The 24939-nt window shown below is 71.5% G+C and carries 19 protein-coding genes; 7 read left to right on the top strand and 12 right to left on the bottom strand.

What is annotated here, in order from left to right:
- Positions 1-10: 10 nt before the first annotated feature.
- Entirely contained in the window at positions 11-1528 is a 1518-nt protein-coding gene (locus E2170_RS08765; protein ID WP_133000298.1) for a DUF3106 domain-containing protein, read from the bottom strand.
- A gap of 440 nt (positions 1529-1968) precedes the next feature.
- Here E2170_RS08765 and E2170_RS08760 point away from each other — a divergent pair, with 440 nt between their 5' ends.
- Complete coding sequence (locus E2170_RS08760) at positions 1969-4188, top strand: primosomal protein N' (protein WP_133000297.1); 2220 nt, start codon at positions 1969-1971, stop codon at positions 4186-4188.
- 255 nt (positions 4189-4443) lie between these two features.
- On the opposite strand, the gene E2170_RS08755 is transcribed toward E2170_RS08760, so the two are convergent.
- Complete coding sequence (locus E2170_RS08755) at positions 4444-5313, bottom strand: NYN domain-containing protein (RefSeq protein ID WP_133000296.1); 870 nt, start codon at positions 5311-5313, stop codon at positions 4444-4446.
- Between the two features lie 52 nt (positions 5314-5365).
- Between E2170_RS08755 and E2170_RS08750 the strand changes: the two genes are divergently transcribed.
- Entirely contained in the window at positions 5366-6649 is a 1284-nt protein-coding gene (locus E2170_RS08750; protein WP_133000295.1) for an NAD(P)/FAD-dependent oxidoreductase, read from the top strand.
- On the top strand, positions 6646-7455 hold the full coding sequence (gene zupT, locus E2170_RS08745; protein ID WP_133000294.1) for a zinc transporter ZupT: 810 nt from the start codon (positions 6646-6648) through the stop codon (positions 7453-7455). The genes E2170_RS08750 and zupT overlap by 4 nt, the downstream gene beginning before the upstream one ends.
- Before the next feature lie 99 nt (positions 7456-7554).
- On the opposite strand, the gene rpoH is transcribed toward zupT, so the two are convergent.
- The 7 genes from rpoH to rhlB form a co-directional block, all read right to left on the bottom strand.
- Positions 7555-8430 carry an RNA polymerase sigma factor RpoH gene (rpoH, locus tag E2170_RS08740; RefSeq protein ID WP_133000293.1) on the bottom strand — a complete coding sequence of 292 codons (876 nt, stop codon included), beginning with the start codon at positions 8428-8430 and terminating at the stop codon, positions 7555-7557.
- A 166-nt stretch (positions 8431-8596) separates the two neighbouring features.
- Positions 8597-9310 carry a hypothetical protein gene (locus E2170_RS08735; RefSeq protein ID WP_133000292.1) on the bottom strand — a complete coding sequence of 238 codons (714 nt, stop codon included), beginning with the start codon at positions 9308-9310 and terminating at the stop codon, positions 8597-8599.
- Positions 9307-9993: a uracil-DNA glycosylase gene (ung, locus tag E2170_RS13900; protein WP_133001142.1), complete on the bottom strand. Its 687-nt coding sequence runs from the start codon at positions 9991-9993 to the stop codon at positions 9307-9309. Before ung ends, E2170_RS08735 begins: the two co-directional genes overlap by 4 nt.
- A 23-nt stretch (positions 9994-10016) precedes the next feature.
- On the bottom strand, positions 10017-10814 hold the full coding sequence (locus tag E2170_RS13895; protein ID WP_133001141.1) for a response regulator: 798 nt from the start codon (positions 10812-10814) through the stop codon (positions 10017-10019).
- Between the two features lie 53 nt (positions 10815-10867).
- Positions 10868-11815 carry a permease-like cell division protein FtsX gene (ftsX, locus tag E2170_RS13890; protein WP_133000291.1) on the bottom strand — a complete coding sequence of 316 codons (948 nt, stop codon included), beginning with the start codon at positions 11813-11815 and terminating at the stop codon, positions 10868-10870.
- Positions 11808-12500, bottom strand: a complete 693-nt coding sequence (gene ftsE, locus E2170_RS08715) for a cell division ATP-binding protein FtsE (protein ID WP_133000290.1) — start codon at positions 12498-12500, stop codon at positions 11808-11810. The genes ftsX and ftsE overlap by 8 nt, the downstream gene beginning before the upstream one ends.
- Positions 12501-12660: 160 nt before the next feature.
- Positions 12661-14496, bottom strand: coding sequence for an ATP-dependent RNA helicase RhlB (gene rhlB, locus E2170_RS08710; protein ID WP_133000289.1), 1836 nt, complete (start codon positions 14494-14496; stop codon positions 12661-12663).
- A gap of 220 nt (positions 14497-14716) precedes the next feature.
- On the opposite strand from rhlB, the gene trxA reads away from it, so the two are divergent.
- Together trxA and rho are read left to right on the top strand one after the other, a co-directional pair.
- Positions 14717-15043 (top strand): thioredoxin, encoded by a 327-nt coding sequence (trxA, locus tag E2170_RS08705; RefSeq protein WP_133000288.1) that lies wholly within the window; start codon positions 14717-14719, stop codon positions 15041-15043.
- Between the two features lie 203 nt (positions 15044-15246).
- Positions 15247-17001 carry a transcription termination factor Rho gene (rho, locus tag E2170_RS08700; protein WP_133000287.1) on the top strand — a complete coding sequence of 585 codons (1755 nt, stop codon included), beginning with the start codon at positions 15247-15249 and terminating at the stop codon, positions 16999-17001.
- A 51-nt stretch (positions 17002-17052) separates the two neighbouring features.
- Here the strand turns inward: rho and E2170_RS08695 are convergent, their stop codons facing one another.
- Positions 17053-17949, bottom strand: coding sequence for a hypothetical protein (locus E2170_RS08695; protein ID WP_133000286.1), 897 nt, complete (start codon positions 17947-17949; stop codon positions 17053-17055).
- A 196-nt stretch (positions 17950-18145) separates the two neighbouring features.
- Here E2170_RS08695 and E2170_RS08690 point away from each other — a divergent pair, with 196 nt between their 5' ends.
- Entirely contained in the window at positions 18146-20497 is a 2352-nt protein-coding gene (locus E2170_RS08690) for an FdhF/YdeP family oxidoreductase (protein ID WP_133000285.1), read from the top strand.
- A gap of 39 nt (positions 20498-20536) precedes the next feature.
- Here E2170_RS08690 and E2170_RS08685 read toward each other — a convergent pair whose 3' ends face one another.
- Both E2170_RS08685 and E2170_RS08680 read right to left on the bottom strand, forming a co-directional pair.
- Positions 20537-21409 (bottom strand): energy transducer TonB, encoded by an 873-nt coding sequence (locus tag E2170_RS08685; protein WP_243708126.1) that lies wholly within the window; start codon positions 21407-21409, stop codon positions 20537-20539.
- Positions 21410-21441: 32 nt separating this feature from the next.
- Positions 21442-22656, bottom strand: coding sequence for an NAD(P)/FAD-dependent oxidoreductase (locus tag E2170_RS08680; RefSeq protein WP_133000284.1), 1215 nt, complete (start codon positions 22654-22656; stop codon positions 21442-21444).
- A gap of 147 nt (positions 22657-22803) precedes the next feature.
- Between E2170_RS08680 and E2170_RS08675 the strand changes: the two genes are divergently transcribed.
- Entirely contained in the window at positions 22804-24927 is a 2124-nt protein-coding gene (locus E2170_RS08675) for a PQQ-dependent sugar dehydrogenase (RefSeq protein WP_165942208.1), read from the top strand.
- The last annotated feature ends 12 nt before the right edge of the window (positions 24928-24939 follow it).

The raw sequence follows: 24939 nt of genomic DNA, 5'->3' as shown, positions 1-24939 counted from the left end.
CAGGCCGGCGTCAGGGTGGCGACACGCGCGTGCGCAGCCAGCGGCCACGCTGCGCAGGCGGCGTGGCCAGCAGCTCGACGCGCAGTCCTGCGCGCGCCTGCGGCGGGGTGCGCGCGGCAAGCACCGCGAGGTCCTCGCGCGCCTGCGCATCGAGCCCGCGCAGGGCCTCGATCAAGGCCGCGCGCGCATCCGGCGGCACCTGCGCGACCAGGGGGTGCAGGCGCGGATAGTCGGCGCCGAGGTCGGGGCCGAGCAGCCAACCGTGGCGGAGGCTGGCGTCCAGGGCATCGAAGCGCGCGCGCAGGGCGGCCTGCTCGTCCGGCGCCAGCGCGGCGAAGCGGAGCGCCGAAGCGCGCAGCGCGGCGCGCTCGCCGGCAGGCAGTTCGCGCCAGGCCTGCCAGCGCTCGCGGCGTTCGCCGCGCTCGGCATGCGGCAGGGCATCCCAGGCGTCGCGGCGCTGTGCGAGCTGGCGGCGCGCGACCGGATCCAGTGCCGCCAGGCGCTGCGCCGGCGGCTGTGCGGCGGCGGCATCGGCACGCGCAGCGGCAGCCACCGCGGCGGCATCCGCGGCTGCCACGGCAGCGGCCGGGTCAGGCAGGGGACCGCCGGTGGCGGCAGTTTCTCCGGCATTGCCTTTGGCACCGGCGCCGGCTTCGCCTTCCATCCCTGCTTCGCCTTCGACCCGCAGCCAGGCATGGAAGGCCGGATCGGCCGCCGCGGCGTCTGCGTTGCCGGCATCCAGCAGCAAGGCCAGGTCGGGATGCAGCTCCAGCGCGTCCGACTCCGCATAGCGGCCGGCCGGCGGCTCGGCCTCCGGCAGGGCTTCGCTGAGGATGGCGTCGGGTGCCTCGGCCAGGCCCGCCGGCAACCGGCTCCAGGGCTTGAAGGTCGCGACCAGCGCCAACAGGGTCAGCAGCGCCACCAGCCACAGCGCCACGCGCACGCCGCGCGCCGGCGATCGTCGGCCTGGCGCCGCGTGATCGCTGCGGCGCAGGTCTGCGTCCGTCGACCGCGCCACCGCCGGCGCCGGCAGCTTGCGTACCCGTTCCTGCGCGGCCCGGCCCAGCGCCTGCCAGGCCTCGACGTCGGCGCTGCCGTCGGCGCCATGCGGCAGCGCGCGCTGCAGTCCCAGGCGATATGTCGGACGGGCGATGCCCAGCACGCTGGCGGCATCGGATTCCGCCAGGCCCGCCACCAGGCGCAGCAACAGGGCCGCGCGCGGGCCATGACCGATTTGCGACAGCCATTCGAAGCCGGGGTCCCAGGCGGGTTCGGCCGGCGGCGTGCGCAGGCCAGGCGCGGCCAGCAGCAGCGACCAGAAGCGGCGCGACCAGTCCCCGAACGGCGTCCGCCCGGCTTCGCTGCGAAACCGGTCCAGGGCCCAGGCCAGGGCCTCCGCTCCGGCCTCGCGCGAGCCCGACAGCAGCCACGCGAAGACCAGCCCACGGCGCTCCACTCCTCGCAGGAAGGCCCCCAGGGCGGTGGGCGCGGTGGCTTCGGCGGGGTCAGGCAGGCTTCGGGACGTCATGGGTTCAGGCACAGGCAGGGCGCCATGATAGCCGTCGTCCCGGCCGAAGCCGGGACTTGACGACCCGCACATTTCGCGTTCAACGACCGGGCCGGGGCCGATTCCGGCTGCGAAGGTTGTTCACAGCGGTCACGCGAATGTCATTGATCCGGCCTTCACGCCCACGTGGAGCAATGCTTCAACCATGTTTCACGGTCAAATAATTGATTCGAAAGGAATTTCATGGATTGATCAATTTTTCACCAAACCGTCGCGAATGCCGCTTTCACGGGCATTGCGGCCGCCACCGTGCGCACCATGCACAGACTTATCCACATTTCGTGTGGATAAGAGAAATTTCTTTTCAGTTCCGCGACTTGCAGCCTAAACGTAGTTTGCAAGGCAGCTTTGGCCCGCAACCCCCCCAACGGCGCCCCCGGGCGAGTCGCTAGACTTCCGCCATGCCCTCCGACGTCCTGCGCATCGCCCTGCCGCTGCCGCTGCCGCGCCTGTTCGACTACCTCGCGCCCGGCGGTGACCCGATGGGGCCGGACGACATCGGCCGGCGCGTGCGCGTGCCCTTCGGCCCGCGCGAGCTGGTCGGGGTGGTGGCCGCGACCGGCCCCGCCGCCGCCGACGCCCCGGCGCTGCGCGAAGCCGTGGCCTGGCTGGACCCGGCGCCCCTGCTCCATGGCGAACTGCTGGCGACCTGTCGCTGGCTGGCGCGCTACCTGCACGTCCCGGCGGGCGAAGTCTTCGCCACCGCCCTGCCCGCGGCCCTGCGTCGCGGCGAGCCGCTGCCCGACACCACGGCCTGGGGCTGGGCGCTGACCGCGGCCGGCGCGAACGCAGTGGCCGGGCTGCGCAACGGCGCGCGGCCGCGCCGTCTGGCCGAGGCGCTGCGCAAAGGCGCCGTGGCCGAGGACCTGCTCGACGACCGGATCGACGGCTGGCGCACGGCGGCGCGCAGCCTGGAGGAGCGCGGCTTCGCCCTTCGCGTTGCAATCGAAGCGGCGGCAACAGTCACCGCACAACCCGGCCCCGCACCCAATGCCGGACAGGCCGCCGCGCTCGAAGCGCTGCGCGCCGCCGAAGGCTTTGCGCCGGTGCTGCTGGAAGGCGTCACCGGCAGCGGCAAGACCGAGGTCTACCTGCAGGCGATCGCCGAGCGCTGCCTGGCCCACGGTCGCCAGGCCCTGGTGCTGGTGCCGGAGATCGGGCTGACGCCGCAGATGCTGGCGCGCTTTCGCGCGCGCCTGGGCGTGCCGGTGCACGCTCTGCACTCCGGGCTCAACGACGGCGAGCGCGCACGCGCCTGGGCGGCGGCGTGGCGAGGCGAAGCGCAGGTCATCGTGGGCACGCGCTCGGCGGTGTTCGCACCGCTGCCGAAGCCCGGCCTGATCGTGGTCGACGAAGAGCACGACGGCAGCTACAAGCAGCAGGACGGCATCCGCTACCACGCCCGCGACGTGGCCCTGGTGCGCGGCAAGGCGCTGGACGTGCCGGTGCTGCTGGGCAGCGCCACGCCCTCGCTGGAAACCCTGCACAACGCGCGCGCCGGCCGCCATGCCCACCTGCGCCTGCGCGAGCGCGCCGGCGAGGCGAAGCCGCCGCGGGTGCGCGTGCTCGACGTGCGCAAGCGCCCGCTGCAGGCGGGACTGTCGGAGGAACTTCTGGCGGCGGTACGCACCGCGCTCGACGGCGGCGGCCAGGTGCTGGTGTTCAAGAACCGCCGCGGCTACGCGCCGGTGCTGCTGTGCCACGACTGCGGCTGGAGCGCGGCCTGCCCGCGCTGCAGCACGCCCGAGCGCGCGGTGCCGATGACCGTGCACGCCGGTGGCCGCCGCCTGCAGTGCCACCACTGCGGCACGCGGCGGCCGGTGCCAATGGCCTGCCCCGACTGCGCCAGCCTGGCGCTGCAGCCGCAGGGCGTGGGCACCGAGCGCATCGAGGAACTGCTGGCCGCGCGCTTCGGCGACGTGCCGGTGCTGCGCATCGACAGCGCCAGCACGCGCCGCCGCGACGGGCTCGCGCGCGAACTGGCGAAGCTCGACGACGGCCCCGGCATCCTGGTCGGCACTCAGATGCTGGCCAAGGGCCACGACCTGCCGAAGCTGGTGCTGGTGTGCGTGGTCGGCATCGACGAAGGCCTGTTTTCCGCGGATTTCCGCGCCAGCGAGAAGCTGGCCCAGCTGCTGATCCAGGTCTCCGGCCGCGCCGGCCGCGCCGAGCGCCCGGGCGAGGTGCTGCTGCAGACCCACCATCCCGGGCATCCGTTGCTGGAGGTGCTGGTCAACGGCGGCTACCGCGCCTTCGCCGACGCCGAACTCGGCCAGCGCGAGGCCGCCGGCTTCCCGCCCTTCGCGCACATGGCCCTGCTGCGCGCGGAGGCGCAGCAGGCCGGGGTGCCGGATGCGTTCCTGCGCGCGGCCGGCGAAGCCTTCAATGCGGCGCGTGGCGCGCTGCCGCCGGAGGAAGCGCGCAGCCTGCTGGTTGCCGGCCCGATCCCGGCGCCGATGCCGCGGCGCGCCGGCATGCACCGCGCACAACTGCTGTTGTCGTCACCGCAGCGCCGCGCGCTGCACGCGGTGCTCGACGCGGTGGTCGCCGGCCTGCACGCGCTGCCCGAAGCGCGCCGCGTGCGCTGGTCGCTGGATGTGGATCCTGTCGACCTCTACTGATTTCGTCGGGCACCTGCGGGGCGTGCTTCGGGTAGCACTGAAGCAGCTCCGTTGGAGCGCGCGCTGCCCGTCCCGTGCACAGGGGGGTGTGCTCCCCCGGCCGCCTCCGCGTCCAGCTACGGAAGCCGGCCGCCGGCCATCCATGGCCGGCTGTTCGCACACCCCCTGTGCACGGGACGGGCTGTGGCGTTGGTCGGCTTCGGGACGATGAGCGAAGAGCCAAAGAGCCAAAGCCGGCGAACCGGGAAAGCGCGCTTACGAAGCTGCGGGTTTGGGCGGTGCCTTCCTTGCCCTGGGGGTTTTCGCGGTCTTGGCGGGCTTCGCAGCCTTGCTGGCGGCGCCACCCGACTTCGCCGCGGGTGCATCCGCATTGCCCTTCGCCGCCGCCTGCCGACGGCCACCGCCGCGAAGGCTGCGGTTGCGCACTTCGATCACCTGCCCCTGGCGGCGCACTTCGAACAGCTCGATCGCCTCGATCAGGTCGCTGAGCTTGCGGTAGCCGTGGTTGCGCGGGTCGAAGGAGCCCTGGTTGCCGATGTGGCTGCCGACCGCGCCGAGCCTCGACCAGCCGTCCTCGCCCTGCGTGGCGTCGATGGCGCCGCGCAGCAGGCGCACCAGGTCGGCATCGTGCTGCAGCTGCGACGGCGACGGGGCCGGCCGGGACTCCTCGTCGTCATCGCCGTCGGGCTCGCCCAGCTTCTCCAGGTACAGGAAGGTGGAACAGGCGCGCACGAAGGGCTGCGGCGTCTTCTCCTGGCCGAAGCCGTACACCGCCAGGCCGTCGTTGCGTAGGCGCATCACCAGCGGCGTGAAGTCGGCATCCGACGAAACGATGGCGAAACCGTCCAGGTTGCGCGCATACAGCAGGTCCATGGCGTCGATCACCATCGCCATGTCCGACGCGTTCTTGCCGCTGGTGTAGGCGAACTGCTGGATCGGGCGGATCGCCCAGGTGTGCAGGACCTTCTCCCAGCCCACCAGGTTGTGGCTCTTCCAGTTGCCATAGGCGCGGCGCACGTTGGCGACGCCGTGGCGGGCGATCTCGGCCAGGATCACCTCGATCTTGGAGGCGGGCGCGTTGTCGGCGTCGATCAGCAGTGCGATGCGCTTCTCATGCTCGGGCATTCCCGGTTCCCTGCTGGCGCCGCGGTCGGCGCGATGCGCGCACAATAGCGCAATGGACGTGACACCCCTCCCCCATGTGGTGGTCGTCGGCGGCGGCTTCGGCGGGCTCTGGGCCACGCGCGCGCTGGCCCGCGATCCGGTGCGCATCACCCTGGTCGACCGCAGCAACCACCACCTGTTCCAGCCGCTGCTGTACCAGGTCGCGACCGCGGGCCTGTCGGCGCCGGACATCGCCGCGCCGCTGCGCCACATCCTGCGCCGGCAGCGCAACGTCGAGGTCCGGCTGGCGGGCGTGGAGGCGGTCGAGGCGGACGCCGGCCGCATCCGCCTGGACGACGGCGGTACGCTGGATTACGACTACCTGGTGCTCGCCAGCGGCGCCACCCACGCCTATTTCGGCAACGAGCAATGGGCCGCGCATGCGCCGGGCCTGAAGACGCTGGACGACGCGCTCGGCATCCGCCGCCGCGTGCTGCTGGCCTTCGAGCGCGCGGAGGCCGAGACCGATCCGGCCAAGCGCGCGGCCTGGCTGGACTTCGCGATCATCGGTGGCGGCCCCACCGGCGTCGAGCTGGCGGGCACCCTGGCCGAAATCGCGCGGCACACGCTGCGCGACGAGTTCCGCAACATCGATCCGGCCGGTGCCCGCGTGCGCCTGGTCGAGGCGGGACCGCGGGTGCTGGCCTCGTTCCCGGAGGATCTATCGGCGCGCGCGCAACGGCAGCTGGAGCGCCTGGGCGTGGAAGTCGTCACCGGCACGCCGGTGACCGCGATCGACGCCGAAGGCTACCGGCTGGGCGACCGCTTCATGCCCTCGCGCACGGTGCTGTGGGCGGCCGGCGTCGCCGCATCACCGCTGGCGAAGTCGCTCGACGTGCCGCTGGACCGCGCCGGCCGCGTCGTCGTCGAACCCGACCTCGGCGTGCCCGGCCAGCCGCGCGTCTTCGTCGCCGGCGACCTCGCCGCGATCGCGCGCGAGGACGGGCGTCCCGTGCCGGGCGTGGCGCCGGCGGCCAAGCAGATGGGCCGGCACGTGGCCGGCGCGATCCGCGCGCGCCTGCGCAGCCAGGCGGCGCCTGCCTTCCGCTACCGCGACTGGGGCAACCTCGCCACCATCGGCCGGATGGCGGCGGTAGTGCACTTCGGCCGCCTCAAGCTGTCGGGCCTGCTGGCATGGTGGTTCTGGCTGCTGGTGCATATCCTGTTCCTGATCGGCTTCCGCAACCGCGTGGTCGTCATGTTCAACTGGACCTGGGCGTACTGGAGCTACCAGCGCGCGGCCAGGATCATCTTCGGCGACACCACCCCGGGCGACGACAGGGACGGACCCGCATGATCGAGATTGCCACCGCCAACATCCTCATCGCGCTGGCGGTGACCACGGCCGCCGGCCTGGCCACCGGCGTCGGCGGCCTGCTGGTGTTCGCGCAGAAGACGCCCAACGCGCGCCTGCTCGCCTTCGGCCTGGCCTTCGCCGGCGGCGCGATGGTCTATGTCTCGCTGTCGGAGATCCTCAACAAGTCGATCCTGTCCTTCAGCCAGGGCTACGGCGAGCGCATGGGCTTCAGCCTGGGCACGGCGGCCTTCCTGTGCGGCGTCGGCCTGATCATGCTGATCGACCGCCTGGTGCCGAACCCGCACGAGCGCCTGGAGGCCGACGACCCCTTTTTCCGCGAGCACAACGCCGCCTACATCAAGCGCGTCGGCCTGCTGACCGCGCTGGCGATCACCGTGCACAACTTTCCCGAGGGCCTGGCGACCTTCTTCGCCACGCTCGAAAACCCCGGCGTGGGCATGCCGCTGGCCTTCGCCATCGCCATCCACAACATCCCCGAAGGCATCGCGATCGCGGTGCCGGTGTACTTCGCCACCCACAGCAAGACCTACGCCTTCGGCGCCTGCCTGCTGTCGGGGCTGGCCGAGCCGCTGGGCGCGATCATCGGCTATGCGCTGCTGCGGCCGTGGATGTCGGACGCGGTGTTCGGCAGCGTGTTCGGCGTCATCGCCGGCGTCATGGTGTTCCTGGCGCTGGACGAGCTGCTGCCCGCCGCGAAGCGCTACGCGCGCGGCCACGAGACCGTCTACGGCCTGGTCGCGGGCATGGGCGTGCTGGCGGTGAGCCTGGTGCTGTTCAAGTGGTGAGGGCGCGCCGCCGTCCGTGGGAGCGGCTCCCACAAAAGAATGCGAAACGGCCCGGTTTCCCGGGCCGTCGCTGTGTCGCAGTTGCGGTTCGCTGTCGGATCAGGCCGCCAGCAGCGCTTTCATCTTCTTCATCGCGTTGGCCTCGACCTGGCGGATGCGCTCGGCCGAAACGCCGTACTCGTCGGCCAGTTCCTGCAGCGTGACCTTGCTGTCGGGATCGAGCCAGCGGCGCTGGACGATGTCGCGCGAACGCGCATCCAGGCTGGCCAGGCCCTCGCGCAGCAGCTCGAGCTGGTTCATTTCGCTGTCCTGGCGCTCGTATGCCTGCGAGGGATCCTCGTCGTGCGAGACCAGGTAGGCCGACGGCGACGGCGGCGCGCGCTCCTCGTCCTCGTCGGCCGGGGCGTCGAAGCCGATGTCGCGGCCGGACAGGCGCGACTCCATCTCCAGCACTTCGCGCTCGGAGACGTTGAGGTCCTGGGCCACGGCCGTGACCTCGGCGGCGTTGAGCCAGCCCAGGCGCTTCTTGCTGCGGCGCAGGTTGAAGAACAGCTTGCGCTGCGCCTTGGTCGTGGCGACCTTGACGATGCGCCAGTTCTTGATGATGTACTCGTGCATCTCGGCGCGGATCCAGTGCACCGCGAACGACACCAGGCGCACGCCGACCTCGGGGTCGAAGCGCTTCACCGCCTTCATCAGGCCGATGTTGCCTTCCTGGATCAGGTCGCCCAGCGGCAGGCCGTAGCCGTTGTAGCCGCGGGCCACGTGGACCACGAAGCGCAGGTGCGAATGCACCAGCTCGCGGGCGGCGTCGAGGTCGTCCTCGTCGTGGAAGCGGCGGGCGAGCGCCTGCTCCTCTTCCACGGAGAGCACCGGGATCTGGTGCACGGCGCCGATGTAGGCGTCCAGCGAGCCGAGCGCGCTGGGAACCGGCAGGTTGTTGGGGACGAGCGCAGTAGCAGTGGTTGCGGTCATGGCAGCGATTTTAGCAGTGGCCCCATGAGACTGCTGACCCCGGAGGAAGTTCCGTTGCGTTCCGTTAATGGAACGATTTACGTCGCATTCAATTGATTGTTCCGTATTATTCCGGCAATCCTTGCACGGATCCGGCCTCGCAACGCATCGCCGCCGGCCTTTCCGGTCAGGGACGGCGGGACGGCCCCTGACCGGCCATCCCTTCGCGCCGGGCCAGCGCCCAGCGGTAAAGCCCCACATCGGCGGCATGGTACCGGCGGATACGCTCGGCCAGCGCGGGATCGATGTCATAGCCCGCTTCCCCGCGCTCGGGATTGACCAGCGCGGCCGCAGCTACCGTTTCCCAGCCCAGTCGGCGGGCCAGCCGCTCGAGGTCGGCCTGGTAGTGCTCGGTGATGCCAATGAAATCGAAGCGCTCCGGATCGAAGCCCCACAGGTACTGCCGGTAGACGTTGCGCAGCTCCGGCCCCAGCGCGAAGCGCTCGAACGACCAGTCCTCGCGCAGCACGCGGTTGCGCAGCGGCTGGGTCGGGTCGCTGCCGTCGTAGTCGCGGCGCCAGAAGGCGTAGTGCGAGGCCAGGCGCTGCACCGGCTCGCGCATCCAGGTGATCCAGCGCGCCGGCCGCGCGCCCAGGGCGATGCGGTACTTGAGTGCGAGGAAATGGCCGTGGATGCAGCCGGCATCGTCCGGCACGCGCCCGCGCAGGGCCAGTCCGCCGCGTACGGCGTGCAGGCGCCGCTGCCAGGCCGGGTATTGCATCGGCACGTCGGCGTAGTCGTCGCGGTAGCCACCCGCGCTGGCCGCGCGCAGGGTCTCGGCGAAGCTGGTGCCCGCGGTCTTGGGCAGATGCAGGGAGACCAGCAGCGGCGCTTCGCTCACGCGTCCCCCAGCTGCGCGCGCGGTGGCAGCGACCAGTCGACCGGCGCACCGCCGTTGCGGACGAGGTAGTCGTTGGCCGCCGAAAAATGCCCGCAGCCGAGGAAGCCGCGGTGCGCGGACAGCGGCGACGGGTGGGTGCTGCGCAGCACGCGGTGCCGGCGCGGATCGATGACCTTGCCCTTGGCCTGGGCATAGCTGCCCCAGAGCATGAACACCAGGCCTTCGCGCTCGCGGCCGAGCACGTCGACGACGTGGTCGGTGAAGCCCTCCCAGCCGCGACCCTGGTGCGAACCCGCGCGCCCTTCCTCGACGGTGAGCACGGCATTGAGCAGCAGCACGCCGCGCCGCGCCCAGGGCAGCAGGCAGCCGTGGTCGGGACGCGCGATGCCGAGGTCGCGCTGGATCTCCTTGAAGATGTTGTCCAGCGACGGCGGCACGCGCACGCCCGGGCGCACCGAGAAACACAGGCCGTGCGCCTGCCCGGCGCCGTGGTAGGGATCCTGGCCCAGGATCACCACGCGCACGTCGTCGAAGGGCGTGGCGTCGAAGGCGGCGAAGATTTCCGGCCCGGGCGGGAAGATGCGCGCGCCCGCGGCCTTGCGCGCCTGCAGGAAGGTCGAAAGCCCGCGCATGTCGTCGCGCTCGAACCAGTCGCCCACCCGCGCCTTCCATGACGCGTCCATGCGCAGGCGATCGGCGGCCGCGCTCACGCCGCCGGCGCCCCGGCCTCCGGCAGCCGCGACAGGCGCAGCTGGAACAGGGCCTTGGTCACCAGCAACCGCTCCTCGATCGGCTTCAGCACCAGGTCGTTGGCGCCGTCGCGCAGCAGCGCGGCCTGGTTGGCCGGATTGGCGTCGCCGGTCATCACCAGCACCGGCAACCGGCGCTTGGAGCAGCCGAATTCGCCGCGGATCGCCTGCACCAGGTCGCCGCCGTCGAGTTCGCCCTTGAGGTAGACATCGGTGAGTACGAGGTCGACGCCGGGGCCCTCGCCCGCGGCGACGCGTTCGCGCAGGAACTCGAGCGCGGCCTCGACGCTGGTGACGTGCACCACCTCCATCTGCTGCGCCTTGAGCATGCGCGAGGTGGCGAGCGCGACGGTGCGGCTGTCCTCGACGTAGAGCACGCGCGCGCCCGGGATCGGCGCCGGCTGCACGTAGCCGCGGATGAATTCCGCCAGCGCGCGCTGGCCGTGCGACTTGTCGAAGTAGTCGGTGACGTCGTCGCTGAAGTGGCGACCCTCGAGGTGCTCCTGGGCGTTGCCCGAGATCACGATCACCGGCACGTAGCGCTGGCCGGCCGTGGCGCGCACCGCCTGGGCCAGCTGCTGCCCGTCGCCGTCGGGCAGCACCAGCGAGGTGGTGGCGAGGTCGATCGGCGCGGCCTCGAGCGCGGCGTGCGCTTCCGCGAGATCGGCGCAGGCGACCACGTCGGCGCCCGGCAGCTGGGCCTTCAGGGTGTCGCCGATCAGCTTGCGCACCAGGCGCGAGCCGTCGACCACCATGATCCGGGGCGCGGCGCCATCGAGGTGCCGGATGTCGGTGGGCTCGGCCACGCTCAGGTCTCCGTGGGCCGGGTCTGGCGCAGGAAGTGGCCGGTGACCGCGCCGGCACCGAGCCAGCCGAGCACGGTCGCACCCGCGACCACCGCCAGCGCCTGCCGGGGCGTGAAGCCCTGCAGCGCGAAGCCGCTGCCATAGCTGGCGGCGAGGTCGGCCAGCGGCAGGCGCAGCGCAGCGCCCGCGACGGCAAGCAGGCCCAGCGCCAGCGCGCCCGCGGCCAGCCCGTACCAGGCACCGAGATAGAGGAAGGGCCGGCGGATGAAGCCGTCGCTGGCACCGAGCAGCTGCAGCACGCCAAGCTCCTCACGCCGCGACTGGATGTCCAGGCGCACGGTGTTGCCGACCACCAGCAGCGCGCCCAGGCCGAGCAGCGCCGCCAGCACCCAGGCCACGCGGCCGCCGAAGCGCAGCCAGCCGTCCAGGCGCTGGCGCCAGCCGGCGTCGTGCTGCACCAGCTCGGCCTCGGGCAGGGTGCGCAGCGAATCGGCCAGCAGCGCCTCGTCGCCGGCCGGGGTCACGATCAGCACGTGCGGCAGCGGGTTCTCGCCCAGCATGTCGATGGCCTCGTCCAGGCCGCTGCGCTCGCGCAGCTCCTCCAGGCCCTGTGCCGGGCTGCGGTGTTCGACCCCGCCGATGTCGGCGCGGCGGCCGAGTTCGGCGGCCAGTTCGGCCGCGCGCGCATCAGCGGTGTCCTGCTTCAGGAAGATGCTCAGTTGCCGCGACGCCTGCACGTCGCCGGCGAAGCGCTCGACGTTGGCCAGCACCAGCCACAGCCCCAGCGGCAGGGCCAGCGCCACCGCCATCACCCCGACGGTGAGCGCGGTCGACCACGGCCGGCGCAGCAGGCGGCCGAGGCTGGCGACGACGCTGTAGGCGTGGTGGTCCAGCCAGGCGCCGGGGCGCGAGCGCGCGGGCACCTTCGCGCGGGCGATGGGCTCATTCATCGGCCAGGTCCTCCGGCGCGATGTCGTCGGCCAGCTGGCCGTGGTCGAGCACCAGCACGCGCTTCTTCATGCGCTTGACCAGGCCCAGGTCGTGGCTGGCGACGAGCACGCTGGTGCCCTGCTCCGGCAGCGAGGCGAACAGGTCCATGATCTCGGCGGCGAGCGTGGGGTCGAGGTTGCCGGTGGGCTCGTCGGCCACCAGCAGCCGCGGCTCGGCGACCACCGCGCGGGCGATGCCGACGCGCTGCTGCTCGCCGGCCGACAGTTCGCCGGGCAGGGCATTGCCGCGCGCGCCCAGGCCCAGGCGTTCGAGCACCGAGCGTACCCGCCGCGCCGCGTCGCCGCGGCGCATGCCGCGAAGCACCAGGGGCAGGGCGATGTTGTCATGCACGCTGCGGTCGGCGAGCAGGCGATGGTCCTGGAACACCACGCCGACCTCGCGCCGGTGCAGGGCAACGCGGCCGCCACGCACCTTCAGCAGGTTGCGCTCGCCGAACAGCACGGCGCCGCGGTTGGGGCGTTCGGACAGGTGGATGAGCTTGAGCAGGGTGCTCTTGCCGGCGCCGGAATGGCCGGTGACGAAGAGCATTTCGCCGGCATCGACGCTGAAGCTCACGTCCTGGAGCGCGACGTGGCCTCCCGGATACTGCTTGCAGACATTGTCGAAACGCAGGACCGGCGGCATCGCGGGGCTCGTGTCAGGGGAAGCGACGAGTATCGCTTGCCTGACACGATGGGGCCAGACGCAGGTCCTGTGGGAGCGGCCATGGCCGCGATTGCCGGCGTGCTGCGAGGCGTATCGCCGCTATAGCGGCTCCCACAAGGAGGGGGCTGTGCCGGCCCGCCTAGTGCTGGGAGCGCGGCGCGCGGGTGACCAGCTTGCGCAGACCCTGGCCGATGCGGCCGAGCAGCGACGGCGCCTGCGTCTGCGCCGGCGCGGCGGGCTGTGCCGTGGACGGCTGCGGCCGGGGCTTCGGCTGGCCCGCGTGCCTGGACGGCGCTTCGCCGCGCGGACCGCGCGGGCCGCCTGCGGCGCCTTCGCCGCCCTGCGACTGCGTGCCCTCGGCCTGCTGGCCGTCACCGTTGACGCGGCGGCCACCACGGCGGCGACGGCGCTTGCGCGGCGCGCGCTCGCCCTCGGCGCCCGGTACGGCGCTTGCGGACGGCGCGGTTGCGGTTGCGGCGGCAGCGGTGCCGGGCGCGTCTGCGCCGGCGATGGTCCCGCCTTCGGCCTGCACCGCCTCGCCGGCGCCTTCCGGCCTCGGTCCGCGCCGCCTGCGCGGACCACGGGCTCCGTCACCTTCGCCACGCGGGCCGCGTTCGCGACGGCCTTCACCGCCCTCCGCGCGCGGGCCACGCGACCGGCCACCACCGCCCTCGCGACGGCCACCGCCGCGGCGGGCCTCGTCGGCGGCGCGCTGCTCGCGCGCCTCGCGGAAGATCTCGCTGACGCTCTCGCCCTCCGCGGGATCGACCTCCACGCCTTCGCGCGGCTTGCGCGGCAGCGCGGTCAGCAGCTCCGGCGTCACCGGCTCGGAGGGGATCTTCTGCTCGATGTAGGCCTCGATGTCGGGCAGGCCGATGGCGTAGCGCTCGCAGGCGAAGCTGATCGCGTCGCCCTCCTCGCCCAGGCGCGCGGTGCGGCCGATGCGGTGGACATAGTCCTCGGCGTCGAAGGGCAGGTCGTAGTTGTAGACGTACTTGACGCCGTCGATGTGCAGGCCGCGGGCGGCGACGTCGGTGGCGACCAGGATCTCGAGCTGGCCGGCCTGGAACTTCTTCAGCAGCGACTCGCGCTTCTTCTGCGGCACGTCGCCCGACAGCACGCCGACGCGGTAGCCGGCGCGCTCCAGCGCCCGCGCCACGCGTTCGACGAACACCTTGGTGTTGACGAACACCATCGTGCGCGCGCCCTCGCCGCGGGACAGCAGGCCCAGCAGCAGCGGCAACTTCTCCTCGTCGGCGGGGTAGTAGAGCTTCTGGCGCACGCGCGCGGCGGTGATGGTCTCGGTCTCGACCACCAGCTTCTGCGGCTCGTTCATGTGCTCGTAGGCGAGCTCCAGCACGCGGTGGCTGAGCGTGGCCGAGAACAGCAGGGTCTGGCGCTCGGTGCGCACCGGCATCCGGCGCAGCAGGAAGCGGATGTCCTTGATGAAGCCGAGATCGAACATGCGGTCGGCCTCGTCGAGCACGCAGACCTCGCAGGCATGCAGGCTCACCACCTTGTGCTGCTTGACGTAGTCGATCAGGCGGCCGGGGGTGGCGATGATGACGTCGACGCCTTCCTGCAGCAGCTGGCGCTGCTTGTCGTAGTCGACGCCGCCGTAGACCAGGGCGAAGCGCAGGCCCAGCTCCGGCCCGAACTTCATCGCGTCCTTGTGGATCTGGATGGCGAGCTCGCGGGTGGGCGCCAGGATCAGGGCGCGCGGGTCTTCGGGCTTGCGCTCGGCCAGGGCCGGGCGGGTCAGCAGGCGGTTCACCACCGCGACCAGGAAGGCCAGCGTCTTGCCGGTGCCGGTCTGGGCCTGGCCGGCGACGTCGCCGCCGGGGAGCGCGACCGGCAGGGTCAGCGCCTGGATCGGCGTGCAGCGGGTGAACCCGGCGGCCTCCAGGCCGGCCTGGAGCTGCGGGTGCAGATCGAAGGAGGAAAAGGTGAGGTCGGTAAGTGGCTTGTCGGTCATTCGTCGGAAGTCTGCGCGGCGCGGCGCGCTTGCGTGGAAGGCGGCAGCCAAGCAGACTGCCGTGGGGAATGTCGCGGCGGCTTGCCCCCTTCGAAGCTGGCCCCCTCCGACGGGGCAGCCCCTTGAATCGGCCGCGAATCGCCCAAGTTTAACAGCTACCGCGGCCGCCCACCGCCCCGCCCGTCCGGGCCGGGCCGGCCGCCCCACGCAGGAGACCCCCGTGAGCCAAGCCGTCATCCACGCCAGCGACGCCGATTTCGACGCCACCGTCCTCGCCTCCGAGGAGCCGGTCCTGGTCGACTTCTGGGCGCCCTGGTGCGGCCCGTGCAAGATGATCGCCCCCGCCCTGGACGAACTCGCCGGCGAGTACGCCGGGCGCGCCAAGGTGGTGAAGATCGACATCGACCAGAACCGCGCCACCGCCCTGAAGTACCACGTGCGCTCGATCCCGATGCTGCTGCTGTTCAAGGGCGGCCAGGTCCAGGCCACCCAGATCGGCGCCGTCGGCAAGCCCGTGCTGGCGCAGATGATCGACAAGGCGCTGTAAGGCGCCCCGGGACGGCCCCCCCCGCGCCGGACCCACCCGCCGGGCGGCCGTCGCCGCCCGCGCCCCGCTTGCCGCAGGCCGCGGGGAGTGCTAGCTTCAGCGACACCCCGGCGCGCGACTGCGGCGCCGCACCTTCTGCAACACCCCACCAGTCCAATCGCCTACGCCCGTCCCGGGCGCTCGCAGCGAGCGAGGTTCCCCACTTGTCAGACAATCCTTCCGATTCCGGCGAAACCGCCGTGAAGCGCGTGCGCAAGCCGCGCGCGACCAAGGCTGCCGAAGCCACCACCGAGGCCCCCGCGCAGGCGCCCGCGGAAAAGTCCGCAGAAAAGCCGGCGGCCGCGAAGCCCGTCCAGGCCGAACTCCAGGTCGATGCGCCCAAGGCGCCGGCCCCCGCCGCCGAAGCACCGGCGGCCCCCGCAGCCTCCGCACCGCAGGCGTCCGCGCCCGCCGATTCCGGCGCCCAGAACGATGGCGGCGAGCGCCCGCAGGGCGGCCAGGACGGTGGCGGCCAGCGCCAGCAGCAGGGCGGCGGCCAGAACCCGCAGCAGGGCCAGGGCAACAACCGCCGCGAGCGCTTCCGCAACCGCCGCGACCGCCAGCGCGACCGCCAGCGCGACGACGGCCTGCCGCAGGACAACGGCAACGACCATGCCAACCGCCTGCCGCCGCCGAACATCCCCGAGGGCTTCCCGCAGTACTCGCTGTCCGACCTGAAGCGGATGCCGGCGCAGAAGCTGCTCGACATCGCCGAACAGCTCAACATCCATGAAGGCGTGGCCCGTGCCCGCAAGCAGGACGTGATCTTCGCCCTGCTGAAGGTGCTGACCCGCCACGGCGAGGGCGTCGTCGCCGACGGCGTGCTGGAAATCCTGCCCGACGGCTTCGGCTTCCTGCGCGCGGCGGAGGCCAGTTACCTCGCCGGCCCGGACGACACCTACATCTCGCCCAGCCAGATCCGCCGCTTCAACCTGCGCACCGGCGACCACCTGTCCGGCCGCATCCGCTGGCCCAAGGACGGCGAACGCTACTTCGCGCTCAACGTCGTCGACACCATCAACGGCGAGCCGCTGGAAGCGTCGAAGAACAAGGTGCTGTTCGAGAACCTGACCCCGCTGTTCCCGCGCAGGAAGTTCAAGCTCGAGCGCGGCGACGGCTCCAGCGAGGACATCGCCGGCCGCATCCTCGACCTCATGGCCCCGCAGGGCAAGGGCCAGCGCGCCCTGATCGTGTCGCCGCCGAAGGCGGGCAAGACGATCATGATGCAGCAGATCGCCAGCGCGATTACCTACAACCACCCCGACGTGCACCTGATCGTGCTGCTCATCGACGAGCGGCCCGAGGAAGTGACCGAGATGCAGCGCACCGTGCGCGGCGAGGTCATCAGCTCGACCTTCGACGAGCCGGCCGCGCGCCACGTGCAGGTCGCCGAGATGGTGATCGAGCGCGCCAAGCGCCTGGTCGAGCACAAGAAGGACGTGGTGATCCTGCTCGACTCGATCACCCGCCTGGCGCGCGCCTACAACAACGTGGTGCCGAGCTCGGGCAAGGTGCTGACCGGCGGCGTCGACGCCAACGCCATGCACCGCCCGAAGCGCTTCTTCGGCGCCGCGCGCAACGTCGAGGAAGGCGGTTCGCTGACCATCATCGCCACTGCGCTGGTCGACACCGGCAGCGCGATGGACAAGGTGATCTACGAGGAGTTCAAGGGCACCGGCAACTCGGAAGTGCACCTGGACCGCCGCATCACCGAGAAGCGCGTCTACCCGGCGATCAACGTCAACCAGTCCGGCACCCGCCGCGAGGACCTGCTGATCGAGCCGGAGCTGCTGCAGAAGATCTGGATCCTGCGCAAGCTGCTGCACCCGATGGACGAGCTGGCGGCGATGGAATTCCTGCTCGACAAGATGAAGACCACCAAGTCCAACGACGAGTTCTTCGCTTCGATGAAGCGGTAGGGACGGGATCCCCGGTCATGGAAACGCCCCGCACTGCGGGGTGTTTCCGTTTCAGGCCTCAGGCACCTCGTCACGAACCAGCCGCGGCCCGCTTCCCACGAGCTGCGGGGCGCTGTTCCCGGAGCCGTCGACGCCATCGCCATCCACGCCATAGTCCGCCCACTCGGCGTACCGGCGTGGGCCAGGCACGTACGTCGACCATGACCCGTACGGCACCTCTTCGCCCTTGAGCGCGAAAGTCACGGGGACGCGCACCGCATGGTGGGAACGCTGCGCATCCAGCCCGACCGAAGGAACATCGAACTTCCACTCCGGCACCACGGCGAGCACGGCGTCCGCCAATTCGCGCCGCAGTTCCTCGAGGACGTGTTCGTAGGCCAGCACCTCCAGGTTCACCTGCTCGATGAACGCATCTTCGACGCCGCCGACGGAGTCGACCCGGAGCAGCACGTAGACCGTCCCTGCCGCGCGGGCACGCCCGGCCGCGGGCGGATACGCCGGAGGTTTCAGCGGGGCACTGCTGCGCAGCCTGGCCGCGGGATCGCCGGGCATGCCACCGAGGCGCGTGCTGGCGATGCGCAGGCGGTGGGCATCGCCATCCGGCGTCGCCACCAGGCGCACGCTGAAAGAGAGCGAAGTGGCTTCGGGCGTCCCGACCCCCTCGTCCCATGCCACCCGCCAACCGTCGATCCGATGGTCGAGGTAGGCCAGCACCTGCGCGGGAACCTGATCGCGGTCATCGATCGAGTGCGACCGCACGCGACCATCCGCCGCCACGTCGAGGCGGCCCTTCAGCACCATGGAAACCTCGGTCCCCACCTGCTTGAGCCTGTGCGCCCGCGACTGCGCTACCGGCCGGGCCGACTGCGCCACCACCGGCGGCGACCAGGATGCCAGCGGCATGGCCACCGCGAGCGCCGGCAGCACCCACCATGCCTTGAACCCCATTCCCGATCTCCCCGGATCCTGTCGCACCAGAGGGTGTGCGCCCGGCAGGTAACCTATCCATCGACCCATGCGCTGCGCAAGGCCCTGATCCTGTTCACCTGATCCCGAGGCCGCGCCCACCCTTCCCGGGGCGGGCGCATACTTCCGACCTGGCCCGACCCCGAACCCGTGCGCACGCAGGCCACGGAGCCATGCCATGAGCAAGACCATCCGCAAATACCACGGCCCCGCAGGCGGCTGGGGCGCGCTGAAAAGCGTCGCCAGGCACCTGATCGAGCAGGACATCGAGATCAAGGGCGCGAAAACCCTGTTGCGCGCCAACCAGCCCGACGGCTTCGACTGCCCCGGCTGCGCCTGGCCCGACCGCGACCACACCTCCACCTTCGAATTCTGCGAGAACGGCGCCAAGGCCGTCGCCGCCGAGGCGACGAAGCATCGCGCCGGCCCCGACCTCTTCGCGAAGTACAGCGTCACCCGGCTGGCGCAGTACAGCGACCACTGGCTTGAGCAGCAGGGCCGCCTGACCACGCCAATGCGCTACGACGCGGCCAGCGACCACTACGTGCCCACGACCTGGGACGAGGCCTTCGCGCTGATCGCAAGCCACCTCAACGCCCTGCCCTCGCCGGACGAGGCGATCTTCTACACCTCCGGGCGCACCTCGAACGAGGCCGCGTTCCTGTACCAGCTGTTCGTGCGCGAATACGGCACCAACAACTTCCCCGACTGCTCGAACATGTGCCACGAGTCCTCGGGCACGGCGATGAAGAAGCAGATCGGCGTCGGCAAGGGCACGGTGTCGCTGCAGGATTTCGAGCAGGCCGACGCGATCTTCATCTTCGGCCAGAACCCGGGCACCAACCACCCGCGCATGCTCGGCGAGCTGCGCGATGCCGCCAGGCGCGGCTGCAGGATCGTGTCGTTCAACCCGCTGCGCGAGCGCGGGCTGGAGCGCTTCGCCGATCCGCAGGACACGCTGCAGATGGCGACCTACGGCTCGACCCGGATTTCCTCGGACTACCTGCAGCTGAAGATCGGCGGCGACCTGGCCGCGATCAAGGGCATCATCAGGCACGTCCTGGAGCGCGACGCCGAAGCCGTCGCCGGCGGCGGGGCGTCGCTGCTCGACCGCGCCTTCATCGACGGGCACACCACCGGCTTCGACGCCTTCGCAGCGAACGTGCTCGCCGAGCCGTGGGAGACGATCCTCGCCGAATCCGGGCTCGACGAGGCGCAGATCCGCCATGCCGGCGACATCTACCTCGCCTCCGAACGGGTCATCGCGTGCTGGGGCATGGGCATCACCCAGCACAAGCACTCGGTGGCCACGATCAACATGATCGTCAACCTGCTTCTGCTGCGCGGCAACCTCGGCCGGCCGGGCGCGGGCGCCTGCCCGGTGCGCGGCCACAGCAACGTGCAGGGCGATCGCACGATGATGATCTGGGAGAAGCCACCCGCGGCCTTCCTCGACCGCATCGAACAGGTGTTCGGCTTCGAGCCTCCGCGCAACGACGGCTACGACACCGTCGGCGCGATCGAAGCGATGATCGAAGGCCGCGCGAAGGTGTTCTTCGCGATGGGCGGCAACTTCGCCATCGCCACGCCCGACAGCGATGCCACCGCGCGTGGGCTGCGCAACTGCGCGCTGACCGTCAACGTCACCACCAAGCTCAACCGCAGCCACCTGGTCCACGGCCGCGACGCACTGATCCTGCCCTGCCTGGGCCGCACCGAGATCGACATCCAGGCCGCCGGCCCGCAAGGCGTGACCGTCGAGGATTCGATGAGCATGGTGCACCTGTCCTCGGGCATCAATCCGCCGGCCTCGGACATCCTGCTGTCGGAGCCGGCGATCGTCGCCGGCCTGGCCCACGCGACGCTGGGCGAACGGTCGAAGATCGGCTGGCTGTGGCTGATCGAGGACTACGACCGCATCCGCGACCTGGTCGCGATGTGCTTCGACGACTTCCACGACTTCAACGCCCGCGTGCGCGTGCCCGGCGGCTTCCGCCTGTCGAACCCCGCGCGCGACCGCGCGTGGGCGACTGCGACCGGCAGGGCCAACTTCATCGCCGCGGACGTGCCCACCGACAATCCGATCCACCGCGCCCGCCGCGCACAGGGCACGCAGCCGGTGTTCACGCTGGCCACCACGCGATCCCATGACCAGTACAACACCACGGTCTACGGCCTCAACGACCGCTATCGCGGCGTGTTCGGCGAGCGCCGCGTGCTGTTCATCCACGCCGACGACATCGCTGCGCTGGGCATGAAGGCCGGCGACTGGGTCGACCTGGAAAGCCTCTGCGACGACGGCGTCAGGCGCACCGCCCGGCGCTTCATGCTGGTCGAGTACGACATCCCACGCGGCTGCCTGGCGGCCTACTACCCGGAAACCAACCCGCTGGTCCCGCTGTCGAGCTTCGCCGACGAGTCGCGCACGCCGACCTCGAAGTCGATCCCGGTGGTGCTGGCGCCGCACGTCGCCGAAACCGTGGCGTCCGCGCCGCGCCAGCGCGACATTCCGTCCGCCGTCGTCGGCTGAGGCGGACGTCGCGCCGCCGCCAGCCGGGCCCGTCCGGCATCAGCCCTCCAGCGGCGTCAGCAGCCTCAGCTCCCTGCCTTCCTGGTAGACGCCCCCGGCCAGCATGGCGTCGGGGCTCTGCCAGGGGCCGAGCGCCTGTACCTTCCAGGGTGCCCGCTCCCGGGGACCCGGGATGTAGGCATGCCACTCGCCATAGGCCGGCGGCTTGTCGTCGCCGAACATGTAGTCGACGGGGACGCGCAGGGTCCAGAACGGCTCGTCCGCATCCTCGCCGGTGGTGGGGATCGCGAAGGTCCAACCGCGTGCGGCGGCGATCGAGGGACGCGCCAGCATCTCCCGCATCTTCGCCATCTGGCGTTCGCTGCCGACGGTCCTGAGGTTGACCTGCTCGGCGAACACGTCCTCGACGCGGCCGTCGCGGCCGACCTTCAGCACCAGGTACACCGTGCCCTTGACCCCCGCCCTGAGCGCGTGGTCCGGATACCTCGGTGGATCCATGCGCTCCTTGCGGACGTCGTCGGTGCCGGCGAGCTCCGCGCGTTCCTGCGGCGTCATCGCGTCCCCGCCGAAGTAGCCGCTGCGGATGGCGATCGCGTAGTTGTCATCGTCCTGGCGCGACATCACCACGCGCAGGCTCATCCTCGCCTTCACCTGGACCGGCGCGCCATCGACCATGACCGGCTCGAAGCGCCAGGCGGCCATGGATTTCCCGACCAGGCCCACCACCGCATCCGGGAGTTCTTCGCGCCGGTCGACCTCCCAGCCCGAGACGCGCCCGTCGGGCTCCACCATCATCGACCCGGTGACCAGCATGCTCGCCTCGACCTGCTTGCGCACCGCGCGTGGTCCCTGCGCGAACACCGTCGTCGCCAGCACGGCCAGCACCACGCCTGTCCAGAACCTGCCCTTCATGAGCCATCCCCGATCCATTTTTCCGGGGCCGATCATAAGCCCAGCCGCCCGAACGAGAACAGCCGGGACAGCGGATGCCGCCGGCGCTCCACCCGCGCGCGCAGCAGGCCCGCGCCGAGCATGCTGTAGGTGATGCCGTTCCCGCCGTAGGCCATGGCGAAGTGCAGGCGCGGGCCGTGCTGTGCGTGCGGGCCGAAGAACGGCAGGCCGTCGTCGGTCTCGGCGAAAGTGCCGGCCCAGGCGTAGGCGGGTTCCAGCGGCAGCTCCGGGAACAGCTTGCTCAGCTTCCTGCGCAGCTTGCGCGCCTTGGCGTCGACGCGTCGGTCGCGCTTTGCCGGCACGTCGACGGCGTCGTCCTCGCCACCCACCAGGAGACGGTCGTCGGCGGTGGTGCGCACGTAGAGGTAGGGCCGGGCCGACTCCCACAGCAGGGTCCTGCGCAGTGTCCCGAGCACGTCGCGATCCACCGGGTCGGTGACGAAGGCATAGCTGCTGCGATTGCGCGCCACGCGCTTTCGCAGCCACTGCTGGCCGGCATAGCCCGTCGCCATCACGACGTGCCCGGCGCGTACGGTGGCGCCCTCGGTGGTGCGCAGGGTGACGCCGCGGCTGCCCGCCTGGATGTCCTCGACCCGGCTGCGATCGTGGACCTGTACGCCCGCGCGCTGCAGCTGCGCGAAAAGCCGCAGCGTGAGGCGGTAGGGATCGACCTGCGCCGCGCGCCGGCTGAGGATGGCACAGGGCGCATCGAAGCCTTGGCGCTCGCGCACGTCGCCGGCATCGAGCCATTCCACCTCGAAGCCGTGGGCGGCGCGCAGCTCGTACTCCTCGCGCAGCGCACGCATGTCGCGGCGCCGGCTGGCGTAATAGAGGCTGTCGCAGCGGCGGAAGCCGGTGTCGCGCACGCGCGCGGCCAGCGCGGCCAGCAGCTCGATCGCGTCCACGCAGGAGCGGTACGCCAGCAGCGCCGCAGGCTCGCCGTGGCGCTTCGCGAGGTCGACCATGTGGGTGTCGATCTCGTACTGCAGCAGCGCCGTGCTGACCGCGCTGCTGCCCCAGCCGAGGTCGCGCTCGTCCAGGACCGCGACTTCGTGGCCGTGGCGCGCGAACTCGTCGGCGATCAGGGCACCGGTGATGCCGCCGCCGACCACCGCCACGTCGCAGCGCAGGTCGCGATGCAGCGGAGGGAACGCGTGCATGAGACCGTTCTTCACCGCCCACCACGGGTAGCCGCTCTTGAGGTCCATGTCGTCCGTCCGCCGCAAAGGACGGAGTGTGCGGAAGCCCCGTGGGCGGAGCGTGATCGCGCGGTGGGTCGACGCCGTCACGGATGGCACCGCCCGGGATGCGCAATACTCGGCCCTCCGGCACAGCCAACCTCCGGGGGTTCCGCAATGCGCAAGGCCTTGTTCCGTCCGCTGATGGCCGTCGCCGTCCTGCTCGCCTGGGGCACCGCGGACGCCAGCCTCCACGGCCGCAACGGCTTCTCCGGCAACCCGGGCACCAACGGCGGCGCCACCTGCGCCGCCTGCCACGCGCCTGGCGCGGCGGTGCCCACGGTCAGCATCAGCGGGCCGCAGCAGCTCGATGCCGGCACCATCGCCGAGTACACGGTGACCATCAGCGGCGGGCCCGCCGTCACCGGCGGCCTGGGCGTGTCGGCCACCGGCGGCTACGGCAGCTTCCAGGCGATCGGCAAGGACGTGCACGTGGTCGGCGGCGAGCTCTCGCACACCCAGCCCAAGGCCTTTTCCGGCGGCACGCTCAGCTTCAGCTTCCGCTGGCAGGCGCCTGCGCACAACGGCCCGGTCACGCTGTACGCGGCCGGCAATTCCAGCAACGGCCTGCTCGACCTGCTCGGCGACGGCGTCGGCACCGGGCAGCTGGCGGTCAACGTCAGCAACGGCGATCCGGACCCGCCGGTGCCGCCCGTGCCGCCGCCGTCGGAGGCCACGCTGGAGCCCTTCGCCAGCGGCCTGTCGCAGCCGGTGGTCATCACCCACGCCGGCGATGCGCGATTGTTCGTGGCCGAACAGCCAGGACGCATCCGCGTGATCGACCAGGGCGTGGTGCTGCCGGTGCCCTTCCTCGACATCCGCGACCGCGTAGACAGCTCGGGCAACGAGCAGGGCCTGCTCGGCCTCGCCTTCCATCCCGACCATGCCGACAACGGGTATCTCTACGTCAACTACACCTGGGATCCGCCCGGCAGCAACCTCGACCGCACGCGCATCTCGCGCTTCACCGTCGGCACGGACGCGAACGTGGCCGATCCGGCCTCCGAACTGGTGCTGATGGAATTCGAGCAGCCCTACAGCAACCACAACGGCGGCGACATCCAGTTCGGCCCCGACGGCTACCTCTACATCGCCTCCGGCGATGGCGGCAGCGGGGGCGATCCGCAGAACAATTCGCAGAACCCGAACCGGCTGCTCGGCAAGCTGCTGCGCATCGACGTCGATGGCGATGGTGGCGCGCCCGACTGCAGCATCGCCGCCGGCGAGCACTACGGCATCCCGGCCGACAACGCCTGGACCGACGGCCGCGGGGGCGCGGGCTGCGACGAGATCTTCGCGCTGGGCCTGCGCAATCCCTGGCGCATCGCCTTCGACGCGCTCACCGGCGACCTCTGGATCGCCGACGTCGGCCAGAACGCCTACGAGGAGATCAACTTCATCCCCGCCGGCGCCGGCGCCGGGCTCAACTTCGGCTGGCGCTGCTACGAGGGCGACCAGCCCTACAACACCTCCGGCTGCAACGGCGCGTACTTCGACCCGCTGGTGACCACCGCCCACTCCGCCGGCAACTGCTCGATCACCGGCGGACGGGTGTACCGCGGCGCGGCCTATCCGTCGCTGGCCGGGCGCTATTTCTTCACCGACTACTGCAACACCGCGATCCGCACCATCACCTTCGACAACGGCCAGCCACGGGTGGAGAGCCCGATCCCCGCCGGCGCGATCAACCAGCCGGTCGCCTTCGGCGAGGACGTGTTCGGCGAGCTGTACGTAGCCGGCCTGACCGGCGCGATCTACCGCGTCGTCGGCACCGGCGACACCGCCCAATCGCAGGTGTCCACGCTGTCGGGCCAGTGCCTGCACGCCCACTCGCCCGCGGCGGGGGCGGCGCTGTCCACCTGGCCGTGCATCGGCGGGGACGGCCAGCGCTGGGTGCTGCGCGCTGACGGATCGCTGTACAACCCGGCCGCGGACCGCTGCGCCGCGGTGGATGCCGCCACCCACGGCACGGCGATCCGGCTGCAGGACTGCAGCGGCCAGCCCGCCCAGCAGTTCAGCGCGACGCAGGACAACGAGCTGCGCGTGGGCGGCCTGTGCGTGGACCACTCGCGCAGGATGCGCCGCGGCGTGCAGGCCTCGACCTGCACCGGCATCGACAGCCAGGTGTGGCTGCTCACCCCGGCCGGCGACGCGGCCGGGGTGGCGCCGCCACGGAACGCGCCGGCCGTGAAGCCGACGGCGCCGGCGCCGGTACCGTCCACGCGGCTGAAGAAACCCTGAGCCCGGCTACCA

This window comes from Luteimonas arsenica (assembly GCF_004352825.1).
In the GTDB taxonomy this organism is placed as follows: Bacteria; Pseudomonadota; Gammaproteobacteria; order Xanthomonadales; family Xanthomonadaceae; genus Luteimonas; species Luteimonas arsenica.
This window is presented reverse-complemented; position numbering and strand designations above follow the sequence as displayed.